Raw genomic sequence first — 13,875 nt, 5'->3', positions numbered from 1 at the left:
AGGGAGAATTCTATCATGGAAACTAAGAATATTGCTGCACAGGAGCCGATGATTGGTGAAGGTGTAGGATTTGAACGTATCCGCCGCATTACGGGTTATCTGGTAGGTACGCTCGACCGCTTCAACAACGGCAAGCGCGCGGAGGAGCACGACCGCGTAAAGCACAGTGTTCCGAGCTGCTGCTCCATGCGTCAGGAGCACACCGCCTGATGGAAGGTAAAATTCGCATTGCAGGTACAGTCGGGGAGTCCATTGTGGACGGCCCCGGCTTCCGCTATACGCTGTTTGTACAGGGCTGTCCGCATGGCTGTCCGGGCTGCCACAATCCGCAGACGCACGACTTTGAGGGCGGGCAGGATATTGAGCTGGACACGCTGCTGAAGGATATGTGCCGCAATCCGTTCATCAAGGGTGTGACGTTCTCGGGTGGCGAGCCGTTTTGTAAGGCGGAGCCGCTGTATTATCTTGCGGTGGAGCTGAAGCGCAAGGGCAAGCACCTGATGGCGTACTCGGGCTACACGTTTGAGCAGCTGTTGGAGCTGAGCGATCCGTTTGTGAAAAAGCTGCTCGGGCAACTGGATTTACTGGTAGACGGGCCGTTTATCATGGCGGAGAAGAACATCGAGCTGCGGTTTCGCGGCAGCGCGAACCAGCGGGTGTTGGATGTGCCGAAGTCTCTGGAGGCGAATGAGGCTGTCTGGGCGGAGCAGTATCGGTGAGGCTGGTCGCTTGCGAAGCGAGCGGAATCTGCGCTGACGCCGCGCGGGCGCACAAGGATGGACACCAAGGTTTTAAACCTTGTGAATCTCGTTTCCTTTATTCCTAATCTGGCGCAGACCGGAGACAGGCGACCGCTTCGAAAAGGGGAACGGCAGAGGGTTCTTTCTACCGCAGGGGAGCACAGTGTGCTCCCATTTCTTTTTCTAAACAATGCGTATCGTACAAAATGATAACAAAAGAGCACCGAAACTCACGTTTCGGTGCTCTTTTCATCTTTCGACAGTTCATTTTCTGATTCTGCCTTCTCCGCGAGGTGCGGATTCCGGACAACGCACCGTACACACGGTGCGGTCTTGCCGAAGGCGGTATGGCTGACCTTTTCGGTCGGCTGCATACGGCAGGCAACGGCAGTATGCAGTCCTGCGAGATCATCCTTCTGCACGAAGGCGCTGACCTCGTCGGCATGCATGGATTCGAACGCGTACAGCAGGCACGCGGCGATGCACTCGCGGCCGACGCCGATGCCGCGCAGCTCATGTCGGACGATGCAGTTCGCGGTCAGCACGCGTTCCGCGCCGACCTGCTCGTAAGTCAGGCCGCACAGAGCCGCGGGAACGCTGGTCGGCTTATCAAGTGCGAGCAGCCAGCCGCAGCCTTCGGTCTGATAGCGGCGCAGCGTATCCACCAGCCAGTCCAGTGTCTGCTCGTAGGAGAGTGCGCCGCCGAGCGTCTGCATGGTTTCCTCACTGCGCAGGAGCGGCGTCAGCAGGTCGAGGTCGTCCGCGCTCAGCTCGCGGTAGTCCATGCGGCTGGAGTTTAGTTCGTAAAATTGCATAGGTTCAATTTTCTCCCAACAAAACGGTGCGGCTTTTATAGCAATCCAAACAAATACTGCAACAAGTGCGCGCATACAGCACGCGCATAGCAGCGTCGCTTTCACTTGCTATGCGTCAGCATAGCTGCGTAAAATCTCCTTGCTATTCACGCGCTGTATGCGCTACTTTTGTCGCATTATCTATTCGGATTGCTATAAGCCGCACCGCAAAAGTGTCCTTAAAAGTGTCTCTATCTGTTTTGATACCAGAATACAAATTTGCGCACCAGTACGCCCAACGTTAAGCCGACCAGCGAGGGAACAAGCCCGTAAAACAGGCTTTGCATCTCGGTCGAGCGGAACGTGGCAAACGGCAGAACAATCGCCCACAGGCCGACGAACACGGGCATCAGACCGTATCGCGGCAGGGCGCGGTATGCCGCCCGGAACGTACACAGCAGCGCCGAAACCGGCAGGATCAGCCAGAAGCCGAGCAGCCAGTAGGCAAATTCATTGCCATACAGCAGACCGGGGATCAGCCCGACCGCCGTCACGACGCCGTAGCAAAGGGCAAGGCTCCAATACGGGGATAAACGCCGGATACCATCAAATGTCATACGGTTCACCCTCCTCTGCAGGAACGGTCGGTGTGAAATTGTACTGCAGATACCGAAAATTCAGCGGTATATTGCTTACTTGGTGCCGAAGATACGGTCGCCGGCGTCACCAAGACCCGGAACGATATAGCCGTGGTCGTTCAGCTTCTCGTCGATACCGGCAACGAAGATCTCAACGTCCGGATGTGCCTTCTGAACAGCGGCAACGCCTTCCGGAGCAGCGATGAGGTTCATCAGCTTAATGTGCTTTACGCCGCGGCGCTTGAGGCCGTCGATCGCAGCGATAGCGGAACCGCCGGTAGCCAGCATCGGGTCGAGCAGCAGTACGTCGCGATCCTCGATGTCATTCGGCAGCTTGCAGTAATACTCGATCGGCTGCAGGGTTTCCGGGTTGCGGTACAGACCGATGTGGCCGACCTTAGCTGCCGGAATCATCTCCAGAATGCCCTCAACCATGCCCAGACCTGCACGCAGGATCGGCACGAGCGCAATCTTCTTGCCGGAAATAACCTGTACGCGCGCATCAGAGACCGGAGTCTCGATGGTGATCTCCTTGAGCGGCAGATCGCGGGTAGCCTCGTAGCACATCAGCATTGCAATCTCAGCAGCAGCCTCGCGGAACTCCTTAACGCCGGTGGTCTTGTCGCGCATCAGCGCCAGCTTGTGCTTGATAAGCGGGTGGTCCATTTCATGTACGGTTGCCATAATAAAAATCTCCTTTATCCTAAAACTTTTTTGCTTCAGGCAATATCGCATAATTGAACAAGAGCGATTTGCGAGTGGGTTTTGCGCACTGACAAGGCGCGGTTTTGCGGTAATACTTTGTGTATTACAGTGAAATCGGAACGAAGTCAGGGCACAGAATTTCCGCAAAGCGCCGCGGCAGCGCGACCGGAGCCTGCGCAAGAAGCCGCAGCTTTCATTGTGCGGTGATGTCTGCTATTTGGTCTGTGCCAGACGTGCCATGCGCTCACGCTCTGCCTGCGGACGACGCAGATAGAAGGCGTCCAACTCCTGGGGGGAGCAGGCTTTGCCCTCGCGGAACAGGGGGAGTGCGGCGGCGGCAACACCAAATCCGGTCGCAAACCGCAGCTCGACGGGTGCGAGCCGCAGACCGGTGCAGTTCTCTTTGATAGTATTATAACACAGATCCGCGCCATCTCCAACCAGAAAATACGGCGCTTCTCCGATTTCTTCGGCAAGCTCGGTCAGCTTGATCGCACGGTCATCGCACAGACGGCGTACCTTGCCGTCCTCCACGGTGAAAAGCGCGTTGTAGACCTGACCCGCACGCGCATCCATCACGCAGCACAGGTCGCTGCCGAGTGCGCGGGCGCCCCAAGCCATCGCCTCGAGCGTGGAGACGCCGATGCACGGCTTGTCCGCGCCGAGTGCCAGACCCTTGACCGTGGCTACACCGATACGCACACCGGTAAACGAGCCGGGGCCGTGCGCGACAGCGATCGCGTCCACGTCAGCGAGCGATACGCCGCAGTTTGCCAGCAGGTTTTCCGCCATCGGCAGCAGCGTGCGCGAGTGTGTCAGGCCGCAGTTCTGGAAGGACTGCGCCACCAGTTTTTCGTCCTCGGTGAGCGCGACAGATGCGCTGACCGCCGAGGATTCCAGTGCAAGAATTTTCATACAGTCACTTCTCCAATCGTAATGCGGCGGTCGTTGTCCGCATCGCCGTAGGCAATGTGGACGGTTTTGTAGGTTTCCGGCAGAACGTCCGCGGCGTTTTCGCTCCATTCGATGAGCACAATGCGGCTGCCGTCGAGATATTCGTCAAAGCCGATCTCGAACAGTGCTTCACTGTCGAGAATGCGGTACAGGTCGAAGTGCGCGACCTTGACCGTCGGCGTTTCGTATTCGTTTGCAATGGCAAAGGTCGGGCTGGTGACGCGGCCCCTGTAGCCGAGTCCGTGCAGCACGCCGCGCGTGAATGCGGTCTTGCCGGTACCGAGGTCGCCGGAGAACGCAACAACGTCGCCTGCCTTGAGGCTTTTGGCGTATTCTGCGCCGAGTGCTTCGGTCTCCTCGGGTGAGTGGGTGATATATTCCATGAAAACACCTTTCTGTCAATCATAACTATACATTTATAATATACCACGGTACACTCGGAATGGCAAGTCAGCCTGCTGCAAAGTATAACTTTTTTATGACATTTCCGCTTGTTTGCTTGCGGGATGGCATAAGTTGTGGTAAGGTATAAAAATAACATAAGAAAATAAGGAGGAAAACCCTGTGATAGAATTGCTCAAAGCATTTCTGTTTGGCATTGTAGAGGGTATCACCGAGTGGCTGCCGATCAGCAGTACCGGACACATGATTCTGCTCAATGAGTTTGTAAAGCTGGATGTGTCGGAAGCGTTTTACAGCATGTTCGAGGTGGTTATTCAGCTCGGTGCGATACTCGCGGTCGTTGTCCTGTTCTGGGGACAGATTTTCCCGTTTGAACGGCGAAAGGGTCGTCATGGCGGCGCATCCATCGTGCTGAATATGGATACCGTCAAGCTGTGGATCAAAATTCTGGTAGCTTGTGTTCCGGCGGCGATCGTCGGTCTCAAGTGGAACGACCTGTTTGAAGAACTGTTCTACAATTACCAGACGGTTTCCATCGCGCTGATCGTGTTCGGCGCAGCATTCATTCTGGTGGAGAACGCGCACAAGGGAAAGCCGGCGCGCATCAATGCACTCACGGAGCTTACTTACCCGACCGTGTTTATGATCGGTATGTTTCAGCTGATCGCGGCTGTGTTCCCGGGCACCTCGCGCTCCGGCGCGACCATCGTCGGCGCACTGTTGCTCGGCGTGTCGCGTACCGTGGCTGCGGAGTTTACGTTCTTTCTGGCCATTCCGGTCATGTTCGGCGCAAGCCTGCTCAAGATTCTCAAGTTCGGCTTTGCGTTTACATCCACCGAGCTGATGATCCTCGGTATCGGTACAATCACCGCGTTCGTGTCCTCGCTGCTCATCATCCGTTTCCTGATGAGCTTTGTCAAGAAGCACGATTTCAAGGTGTTCGGCTGGTATCGGATTATCCTCGGTATCGCCGTGTTGGCACACTTTATGCTGGCGAAGTGAATAGGGAAAAGAGGTCTGCGGGGCAGACCTCTTTTTGAGGCTGTCGAAAAACTATCGTTTTCCGAGCAGCCTCTCGCTCGAAACCACGCTTTCGAGCGAATACTGAAGAAAAACCGCGCCCTGACGGGCACATTTTTTCTTCCCTTGTATAAAAAGTCAGGTACACGCCCCGACTTTTTATGAATTTGCTTCGCAAATTCTATTTTATGCGTGCTGCCGCACGAAGCGTAAAAATTAAAATAATATTTTTTTGACAAACTGAAAAGAGGTCTGCATTGCAGACCTCTTTTGTTGTATGGTTTTCTATTAGGTACGCTGTTCCAATCCGTGCCGAATCCTTCTCCAAACCACGCACGACAGCGCAATAGTGACATAATCCGTGATGGACTGTCCGAGAACTGCGCCATTCAGACCGAAAACCGCATTCAGCAGATACAGCAGGGGAATGAGCAGCAGACCCTGTCGGAGCACGGACAGCACGGTAGCAGGAAGGGCGCGTCCGACCGACTGCATACAATTCATATTGACGAACAGAAAGCCGATGAACGGGCCGGACAGCATGTAGGCGATCAGCATCTGCACGCCGTATGTAATAACGCCGCTGTCGTCCACGAACAGGCCGATGATCGGCTCGCGCAGGAAGAAATAGAGCGCGGTTGCCGCCAATCCGACAACAAAGCAGCACAACTTGGTAAAACGCTCGGTATCGGCAAAACGCTTGATATCACCCGCACCGTAGCTGTAACCGAAAATCGGCTGTACACCGTTTGCAAGGCCCATTTGCAGGAAGGTGATGAACATATTCGCTTTGAACACGATGCCGATCGCCGCAACGGGCGCGTTGCCGTAGGCGACCAGAATCAGGTTGAGCACAATGGTTGAAACACACATCAGCGCGGAGAAAATGGCGGTCGGGAAACCGGCTGAGCACACGCGCACGGCAATGTGCGCGCCGCAGAGCGCGTCCTTCGGCGCAAGCGAAAACCGCCGCGACTTTTTGAGAAAATACCACAGGTAGTACAGCGCTGCAAGCATATTGCCGATGGTGGTTGCAATGGCTGCGCCTGCTGCGCCCTGTCCCAGACCGGAGACGAAAACCGGGTCGAGTACGATGTTCGCAATCGTGCCGATCATGCTGCCAATCATGGCCTCCTTGCTTGCGCCTTCCGCGCGCACAACGAAGCTGGCGGCGGCCGACCAGATGACGAACGGTGCGCCGAACGCGATGTAAACCGTGTAGCCGCGGGCAAACTCAAATGTGCTTGCGTCCGCGCCGAACAGATGCAGGATGGATGCGGTGAAGCACAGCAGCACGGCGGCAAATGCTGCGCCGACGACCAAGCTCGCCCATGAAATGAACGAGGAGATTTTCTTCACGCTTTGGTGATTGTTCTCGCCGAGCGCGACCGAGATCATCGCACTGCCGCCCATGCCGAACATGTTGGCGAACGCCATCAGCAGGATGAAGATCGGGTTGGTCAGGCTGACGGCGGCTACCTGCAGGGCATCGCCGGTCTGTCCGACGAAAAAGGTGTCCGCCATGTTGTACACCACGGTGACAAGGCTGCTGATGACGCTCGGAATCGCCATTGCGGCTACTGCACGAGGTATCGGCGCTTTGCCGAGGAGAGTATCGTTGTCCAAGTTGTACACGTTCCTTCCTTTGGAAATTTAACGATTGTTTTCATCGAAGCGGCAGGGCAGCCCGCCCTGCGGTAATGGCTAATCGTTTTTTTCAAAATTTGAAAGCATTTTCAGCCCGATCCGCATAAATGTGTCCCGCTCCTCGGGCGAGATGCCGCGGAGCAGCATGGCTTCGGTTTCCGTAATCTCCTGCAGGCAGGCAGGACGGAAGGCTTCGGCTTTTTCAGTGCAGACAATGCATTTGCGCCGTGCGTCCGCGGGATCGGGTTCGCGGCGGATGAGATCGGCAGCCTGCAGGGCCTGCAGCATTTCGGTTGCGGTGGAAGGCCTCAGGCCGAATTCCTGCTCGACGTCGCGCTGTACGAGCGGGTGTTTTTGACTTTCTATCAAAATATAGTTGAGAATCTGACCTTTGGTGCCGCTGATATGAATGCGCTTTTGCGTTTCCGCCGACCGGCGGCGCAGGCAGTTAGATAGCTTGTTGATAAGCCGCCCGGTATCCATGAAATCACCTCGTTTAATTACTTCGTTTCCTAAGTAATATTGTAGTCGGTGATTGCGGAATGTCAAGAGGGAATTTTACTGCTTGCCCGGGGAGATGGGAGCCGTCCGGACGGCTCCTTTTTCCTGCACCGGATGACTGGGGAACACGAACTGCCGCAGGCGGGTTCGCTCCGACGGGGCGGCTCTTTTTCCTGCATCGGCTGACCGGGGCGCGCGAACTGCGTGAGCGTGTTCGCTCCTAACGGGCGGAGAGTTTTCCGCTGAACCTCAGCGGGGAGTGCGCTGACGCCGCGCGGGCGCACAAGAGGGTAGACACCAAGGTTTCTACCCTCTTGTGAATCTCCCCTTTCCCTTAGAGGGTTTGGCGCAGATTGCCGACATGTGACCGCTTCGAAAAAGGGAACGGCAGAGGATTTTTTCTTCCGTGTCTTTCGCAAACTGTTCGCAGGGTCAGATACATTACTGCTACACATGCGATTTCATCTAAGCAGGCGCAACATACCCGTGTTGCGCAATTCGTGAGCGCGTTATTATAGACAGCACCTACGAGGATAAATTGCACCAAACGCCTAAATTCGCAGGCGCCTTCCGGTATAACGGGAAAAAATCGCGCGACACTGTTATCCCCCAGGGGACCTTCTCTTGCCCTACGGGCAATTCACCTTGTGTCGCGCCTGCGCAGAGTAGCCCGTATGTGTAGCGGTAATCTCCGGAATTTCCCTATTGACACAGGCTGACTCTGCTTTGTACAATAAAACAAAACAACGAAACGAGGTGCCTGCTATGCACATCCACCATTTAGCGCTCCGTGTGCGCGATTTCGAGAAGTCGCTGCATTTTTACCAGACGCTCACCGAGCTCAAGATCCACACGCAGTTCTCCGCGAACGGCGGCAGCATTGCCTACCTGCAGAACGCCTCCGGCGAAACCCAGCTGGAGCTGATCGGCATGCCGGAGGGCAAGACCGTCAAGGCGTCCGGCATGTTCCTCTGCTTCGGTACGGAGGATATCGCCAGCGCGCATGAGCGTGCCGTCCTGCACGGCATGAATCCGTCCGATATCCGTCAGCCGGAGCCGGACGCGCGCTATTTCTACGTTTACGATCCGGACGGCCTGTCCGTGCAGGTGCGTGAATACCGTTAAGGGAATACCGCATAATTGAACAAGAGCGATTTGCGAGCAAATTTTGCGTACTGACGAGGCGCAGTTTTGCGGTAATACTTGATGTATTACCGTGAAACTTCGGCAGCGCGGACGGAACTCGCGCAAGGAACCGAAGCCAAAGTCAGGACACAAAATTTCCGCAAAGCGCCGCAGCTTTAATTGTGCGGTGTTGCCTTAAAACAGATTTTTAAGCGTCGGACGCTGCACCTCCGGCAAATGCCTCAGCTGAGCGAGCAGCTCTGCGCGATCAAGCGAAAATTCGTCCGTCAAGCCGTTGTGCTGCGCGGCAAGCACACGGTCAAACAGCCGGTCAGCCTGATCAATCTCGCTGTGCAGCAGCAGAGCGCCGAGCAGGGTCTGTGCTGCGTCCCATGTCTCCCGCGCTTCATTCAGACGGTCGTTCTCTACGTCGAGGGCGACCGCCTGTGCCGTGTTATCCACGGCTCTTACGCTCCACACACTGCCGAGGATGAGCACGGTACACAGCACGGCAGCCGTCAGCAATCGCTTCATACACGGCCCTCCTTTTTCTGCAGGAACGTGTTGCCGCAGTCGTCGAGCGTCATCAGGAACACATCCTCGACCGCGATACTCTGGTTTTTCAGCCGCCGCTCGATATCCGCAGGGGAGAGGTGCAGCAGCTCGAGCGAGCGCGGAACCATCTTGCCGTCCGACACGACAACGAGCGGCAGACCGGTATCCTTGGGCGTAATGCCGAGCATTTCCGCCGTGACCGGCTGCTGCGGCTGCTTGAGAATAACCGTCAGCGTGCCGTCCGGCTCGATGACGCCGTATTTCACATCGGACACGGCTGCAACATTCTGCTTGCGGAGTGTCTCTATCACCTCGTCGGTCGTCAGCCGCATTTGCCGCAGCTTGTCAATATCGAGCTGTCCCTTGCGGATGATGATGGCCGGCTGACCGTTCAGCAGCCGCCGGAATCTGCGGCTTTTGAGTGCGGCGAAGCTGAGAAAAATCTCGAGCACCACGAGCGTGGCGATCGGCACCAGACCGGAGAGCAGCGGAATCCCTAAATCCTGCATGGGCACAGCCGCCAGATCGGATACCAGAATGGTAACGACCAGCTCGGACGGGTCCAGCTCGCCGATCTGCCGTTTACCCATCAGCCGCACGGCGCAGATGACCGCGCAGTATAAAATCAGCGTGCGCAGCAGCGGCACTGCCATACGCCCGCACCTCCTTCGCTTATGAAAATCGCACAGTTTACCGGAGTAAAAACTGTATATGTTTGGCATTGTGTAGTATGGCGAAAAAACAAAGAAATATGCACGACAGTTTTCGCATATTTGCAGTCGGAAAGACGTTGACATTCTGAGGAAACGCCTTTATAATATAAACAACATTCAAAAAGATACAGGCTGCGAACGGAAAAGTAGCGTCCCGGACCCATGATAGAGAGCTGTCGGCTGGTGTAAGACAGTGGGAAACGGAAAGTGCGAAAGTCCTCCGGGAGCCGGATTGCTGAAATGAAATGAAACAGGGTTCAGTGTAAGCTATCCCGCATGATCTGCGTTAAATGATCGGGTGAGTGGTCATGCCGCCGAATAGGGCAGTGTGGCAAAAAGAGTGGTACCGCAGAGTTTTTGGTCTTTGTCTCTTTGTGAGACAAGGGCTTTTTTGTTTATACGGTATCTTGCGGCAATCGTTATCCGGCTGCTGCATAAGTATGTATGTTATGTTGAAATGAGAGAAAGGAGGCGGATTCGCAATGGTAAAGAACGGCGCAGAGATTCTGATCGACGCACTTGTAGAGCAGGGAGTTGATACCATTTTCGGTTATCCCGGCGGTGCGGTTTTGAACATCTATGACGCACTTTACAAAAACAGCGACCGCATTCGACATATCCTGACCGCGCACGAACAGGGCGCGGCACACGCAGCGGACGGCTACGCCCGTGTGACCGGCAAGGTAGGCGTCTGCCTGGCAACGAGCGGACCGGGTGCGACCAACCTCGTAACCGGTATTGCTACCGCGTATATGGATTCCATCCCGATGGTTGCCATCACCGGCAACGTCGGCACCAGCCTCATCGGCCGCGACTCCTTTCAGGAGGTTTACATTGCCGGTATCACCATGCCAATCACCAAGCACAATTTCGTTGTCCGTGATGTTGACGAACTCGCTGACACCGTGCGCGATGCGTTCCGCATTGCCGCTTCCGGACGTCCGGGTCCGGTGCTGATCGACATCCCGAAGGATATCACCTCGGCACAGTGCGAGTTTATCCCGAAGGGCAAGGTCGAGATCAACGAGACCTACGAGATTTCGGACGAGGAGCTGCAGACCGTAGCGGATATGATCGCCGCCTCCGAGCGTCCGGTGATCTACTACGGCGGCGGTGTTGAAACCGCTGACGCAGGCGACATGCTGCTGCAGCTGCAGCGCAAGGCGGATATTCCGTCGGCGCACACCATGATGGCCATCGGCTGCATCCCGGATACCGAGCCGCTCAGTCTCGGCATGATCGGTATGCACGGCACGGTTTCCGCCGCATGGGCGGTTGAGCGCTGCGACCTGCTGGTCTGCATCGGTGCCCGCTTCTCCGACCGCGTTGCGACCAACACCAAGCGTTTTGCACCGTCGGCGAAGGTTATCCATGTTGACATTGACAACGCGGAGATCAATAAGAACATTGGCGTTGACTATGCCATTGTTTCCGATGCGGAGACCTTCCTCGAAAAGGTTATGCCGTATATCAAGGAGGCAAAGCACGACGCATGGCGCGCGCAGATTGCCGAGTGGCAGACAAAGCTCGACTATGTGCCGAAGGACGACGAGAGCGTTATCCATCCGCACCAGCTGCTCCGCACGGTTGCGGAGGAGACCCCGGAGGACACCATCATCGCAACCGACGTTGGTCAGCACCAGCTTTGGAGTGCACAGTACAACGGCCGCAAGCACGTTCGTCAGTTCCTGACGTCCGGCGGCCTGGGTACGATGGGCTTCGGCTACGGCGCGGCAATCGGCGCGCAGGTGGCCTTCCCGGACAGAACGGTTGTCCACATCACGGGCGACGGCTCGTTCCACATGAACCTTAACGAGCTCTGCACCGCGGTTTCCTATAACCTGCCGGTGATCACGATCATTATGAATAACCGCGTGCTCGGCAACGTGCGTCAGTGGCAGACAATGTTCTATGGCAGCCGTTACTCGCAGACCGACCCGCACCGCAAGACAGATTACGTCAAACTGGCCGATGCCTTCGGCGCACGCGGCGTCCGTGTTACCAATATCGCCGAGCTGCGCGACGCGCTGCGGGAAGCGGTGAAGCGAACCGGTCCTGTGCTGATCGATGCACAGATCGACAAGGACGAGCGCGTCCTGCCGATGATTCCGGCAGGCGGCACGGTTGACGATCTTGTAACGGAATAAGGAAGGAGAAATCATGGAAAAGTATATCCTTTCTGTCACCGTACAGAACAACGCCGGTGTTCTGGCACGCGTATCCAGCCTGTTTGGCCGCCGCGGCTACAACATCGACTCGCTGACTGTTTCGGCCACGACTGATCCGAAGGTTTCCTGCATGTCTATCATCGTGCAGGGCGACCGTATGGTGCTTGAGCAGATCATGAAACAGCTCGCGAAGCTCGAGGAAGTCATGCACGTTGTCCACCTCGAGGAGGACAGCTCCTGCTGCAGTGAGCTGGTGTTCGTCAAGCTGCATACGCCGGACGTAAGTGTCCGCAGCGATATTCGCCAGCTGTGCGAGCTGTACGGCGCGCGCGTGGTCGATACGCAGGAGAGCGAAATGATCATCGAGCTGTCCGAAGTGCCGAGCCGCATCGATGCCTTCCTCGACGTCATCTCGAACTTTAAGATCCTCGAGATGAGCCGTTCGGGCGTTACGGCAATCGAAAAATAATCTTGGTTAATTAGGAGTTAGAAATTGGGAATGAAAAGCGCTGCCGCGCCGGAGAAATGTTTCATAACCGGGGAGGAAGCCCCTTGCAATCACTGATTACTGACTGCTGATTCATATAATTGACTCTTTATAAATTTTTAGGAGGAAATAAAAATGGTAAAGATGTTTTATGACGCAGACTGCAACCTGTCTCTGCTCGACGGCAAGACCGTTGCAATCATCGGCTTTGGTTCCCAGGGTCATGCTCACGCAATGAACCTGAAGGATTCCGGTGTACATGTTGTAGTTGGTCTGCGCCCGGGCTCCAAGCACGAGAAGAAGGCGAAGGACTACGGTCTGGAGGTTATGACTCCGGCTGAGGCAGCAGCAGCAGGCGACATCATCATGATGCTGACCCCGGATGAGAAGCAGGCTGACATCTACAAGGACGTTATCGCTCCGAACCTGAAGCCGGGCAACGTACTGGCTTTCGCGCACGGCTTCAACATCCACTTCAAGCAGATCGTTCCGCCGGCTGATGTTGACGTTATCATGGTTGCTCCGAAGGGCCCGGGTCACATCGTTCGTCGTGCATACGAGGAGGGTCAGGGTGTTCCGGATCTGGCTTGCGTATATCAGGACGCTTCCGGCAAGGCTATGGACATCGCTCTGGCATACGCTTGCGGTATCGGCGGCGGCCGTGCCGGCATCCTCGAGTCCACCTTCAAGACCGAGACCGAGACCGACCTGTTCGGTGAGCAGGCTGTCCTCTGCGGCGGCGTTTGCGAGCTGATGAAGGCTGGCTTTGAGACCCTGGTTGAGGCTGGCTACGCTCCGGAGAACGCTTACTTCGAGTGCGTTCACGAGATGAAGCTGATCGTTGACCTGATCAACGAGGGCGGCTTTGCTAAGATGCGTTACTCCATCTCCGACACCGCTGAGTACGGCGATTACCGCACCGGCAAGCGCATCATCACCGAGGAGACCCGCAAGGAGATGAAGAAGATCCTGCGCGAGATCCAGGACGGTACCTTCGCATCCGAGTGGATTCAGGAGAACCGTGCAGGCGGCCGTGCCAAGTTCCTCGCTACCCGTGCTCTGGAAGCAGACACCGAGCTTGAGGAGACCGGCAAGAAGCTGCGCGGCATGATGAGCTGGCTGAAGAAGTAAGTAAAGCTACGCTTGTGCTTACTTTTATAGGGGGCTTCATAAGCCCCCTATATACAACCCATGGTTCCGTAGAAACCATGGGTTGATACCCGAACGACGCGCTCCAAGAGCGCTGGGTCGGGGTGTGCTCTCATCTTATCGCCGCACGGCGGCGGAATAAGGTTAGAGGGCTACAGCCAAAAGTCAGGCGCATGTCCTGACTTTTTACGGCACACTTCGTGCACCGATTTTATGCCGCAGCGTCCGCTGCGGTTCCCAGAAGGGAAAACTGGTGCAGAAGTGTGAACTTGCTACC

15 protein-coding genes, 1 pseudogene and 1 other annotated feature are annotated in these 13,875 nt (G+C 56.0%); of the genes and pseudogenes, 7 read left to right on the top strand and 9 right to left on the bottom strand.

Annotated features, from left to right (window positions below; all coding sequences use genetic code 11):
* Nucleotides 1-69: 69 nt before the first annotated feature.
* Both nrdD and nrdG read left to right on the top strand, forming a co-directional pair.
* Nucleotides 70-210, top strand: a pseudogene (gene nrdD / locus PGS25_RS01580) (anaerobic ribonucleoside-triphosphate reductase); the annotation flags it as partial.
* Nucleotides 210-719, top strand: coding sequence for an anaerobic ribonucleoside-triphosphate reductase activating protein (nrdG, locus tag PGS25_RS01575; protein WP_117487896.1), 510 nt, complete (start codon nt 210-212; stop codon nt 717-719). The pseudogene nrdD and the gene nrdG, both read left to right, overlap by 1 nt.
* Before the next feature lie 251 nt (nt 720-970).
* Here nrdG and PGS25_RS01570 read toward each other — a convergent pair whose 3' ends face one another.
* The 5 genes from PGS25_RS01570 to tsaE all read right to left on the bottom strand — a co-directional run bounded on the left by PGS25_RS01570 (nt 971) and on the right by tsaE (nt 4,214).
* Nucleotides 971-1,555, bottom strand: coding sequence for a GNAT family N-acetyltransferase (locus PGS25_RS01570; RefSeq protein ID WP_270417443.1), 585 nt, complete (start codon nt 1,553-1,555; stop codon nt 971-973).
* Between the two features lie 230 nt (nt 1,556-1,785).
* A complete protein-coding gene (locus PGS25_RS01565) occupies nt 1,786-2,151 on the bottom strand; it encodes a hypothetical protein (protein ID WP_270417442.1) in 366 nt (121 codons plus the stop codon).
* 75 nt (nt 2,152-2,226) lie between these two features.
* Complete coding sequence (upp, locus tag PGS25_RS01560) at nt 2,227-2,856, bottom strand: uracil phosphoribosyltransferase (protein WP_118361519.1); 630 nt, start codon at nt 2,854-2,856, stop codon at nt 2,227-2,229.
* A 234-nt stretch (nt 2,857-3,090) separates the two neighbouring features.
* Complete coding sequence (gene tsaB, locus PGS25_RS01555; protein WP_270417441.1) at nt 3,091-3,792, bottom strand: tRNA (adenosine(37)-N6)-threonylcarbamoyltransferase complex dimerization subunit type 1 TsaB; 702 nt, start codon at nt 3,790-3,792, stop codon at nt 3,091-3,093.
* Complete coding sequence (tsaE, locus tag PGS25_RS01550; RefSeq protein WP_270417440.1) at nt 3,789-4,214, bottom strand: tRNA (adenosine(37)-N6)-threonylcarbamoyltransferase complex ATPase subunit type 1 TsaE; 426 nt, start codon at nt 4,212-4,214, stop codon at nt 3,789-3,791. Before tsaE ends, tsaB begins: the two co-directional genes overlap by 4 nt.
* Before the next feature lie 181 nt (nt 4,215-4,395).
* Here tsaE and PGS25_RS01545 point away from each other — a divergent pair, with 181 nt between their 5' ends.
* Complete coding sequence (locus PGS25_RS01545; RefSeq protein ID WP_119215131.1) at nt 4,396-5,235, top strand: undecaprenyl-diphosphate phosphatase; 840 nt, start codon at nt 4,396-4,398, stop codon at nt 5,233-5,235.
* Between the two features lie 306 nt (nt 5,236-5,541).
* Here the strand turns inward: PGS25_RS01545 and PGS25_RS01540 are convergent, their stop codons facing one another.
* The gene (locus tag PGS25_RS01540; RefSeq protein WP_270417439.1) at nt 5,542-6,879 is read right to left on the bottom strand and encodes an MATE family efflux transporter; all 1,338 of its coding nucleotides are present in this window, start codon (nt 6,877-6,879) and stop codon (nt 5,542-5,544) included.
* 78 nt (nt 6,880-6,957) lie between these two features.
* Nucleotides 6,958-7,383 (bottom strand): MarR family winged helix-turn-helix transcriptional regulator, encoded by a 426-nt coding sequence (locus PGS25_RS01535; protein ID WP_118361509.1) that lies wholly within the window; start codon nt 7,381-7,383, stop codon nt 6,958-6,960.
* Between the two features lie 783 nt (nt 7,384-8,166).
* Between PGS25_RS01535 and PGS25_RS01530 the strand changes: the two genes are divergently transcribed.
* Nucleotides 8,167-8,526, top strand: a complete 360-nt coding sequence (locus tag PGS25_RS01530; RefSeq protein ID WP_270417438.1) for a VOC family protein — start codon at nt 8,167-8,169, stop codon at nt 8,524-8,526.
* Between the two features lie 195 nt (nt 8,527-8,721).
* Here PGS25_RS01530 and PGS25_RS01525 read toward each other — a convergent pair whose 3' ends face one another.
* Nucleotides 8,722-9,060 carry a DUF4363 family protein gene (locus PGS25_RS01525; RefSeq protein WP_270417437.1) on the bottom strand — a complete coding sequence of 113 codons (339 nt, stop codon included), beginning with the start codon at nt 9,058-9,060 and terminating at the stop codon, nt 8,722-8,724.
* Nucleotides 9,057-9,734 (bottom strand): DUF421 domain-containing protein, encoded by a 678-nt coding sequence (locus PGS25_RS01520; RefSeq protein WP_158575105.1) that lies wholly within the window; start codon nt 9,732-9,734, stop codon nt 9,057-9,059. The genes PGS25_RS01525 and PGS25_RS01520 overlap by 4 nt, the downstream gene beginning before the upstream one ends.
* Nucleotides 9,735-9,919: 185 nt before the next feature.
* Nucleotides 9,920-10,169: a binding site (T-box leader), on the top strand.
* A gap of 107 nt (nt 10,170-10,276) precedes the next feature.
* Between PGS25_RS01520 and ilvB the strand changes: the two genes are divergently transcribed.
* From ilvB to ilvC, 3 genes are all read left to right on the top strand, one after another.
* On the top strand, nt 10,277-11,941 hold the full coding sequence (gene ilvB, locus PGS25_RS01515; RefSeq protein ID WP_270417436.1) for a biosynthetic-type acetolactate synthase large subunit: 1,665 nt from the start codon (nt 10,277-10,279) through the stop codon (nt 11,939-11,941).
* A gap of 13 nt (nt 11,942-11,954) precedes the next feature.
* Entirely contained in the window at nt 11,955-12,431 is a 477-nt protein-coding gene (ilvN, locus tag PGS25_RS01510) for an acetolactate synthase small subunit (RefSeq protein WP_270417435.1), read from the top strand.
* Between the two features lie 153 nt (nt 12,432-12,584).
* Nucleotides 12,585-13,580, top strand: coding sequence for a ketol-acid reductoisomerase (ilvC, locus tag PGS25_RS01505; protein ID WP_118361496.1), 996 nt, complete (start codon nt 12,585-12,587; stop codon nt 13,578-13,580).
* Nucleotides 13,581-13,875 lie beyond the last annotated feature (295 nt).

It is taken from the genome of Butyricicoccus sp. AM78-15b2TA, assembly GCF_027665985.1.
GTDB classification, from domain to species: Bacteria; Bacillota; Clostridia; order Oscillospirales; family Butyricicoccaceae; genus Agathobaculum; species Agathobaculum butyriciproducens.
This window is presented reverse-complemented; position numbering and strand designations above follow the sequence as displayed.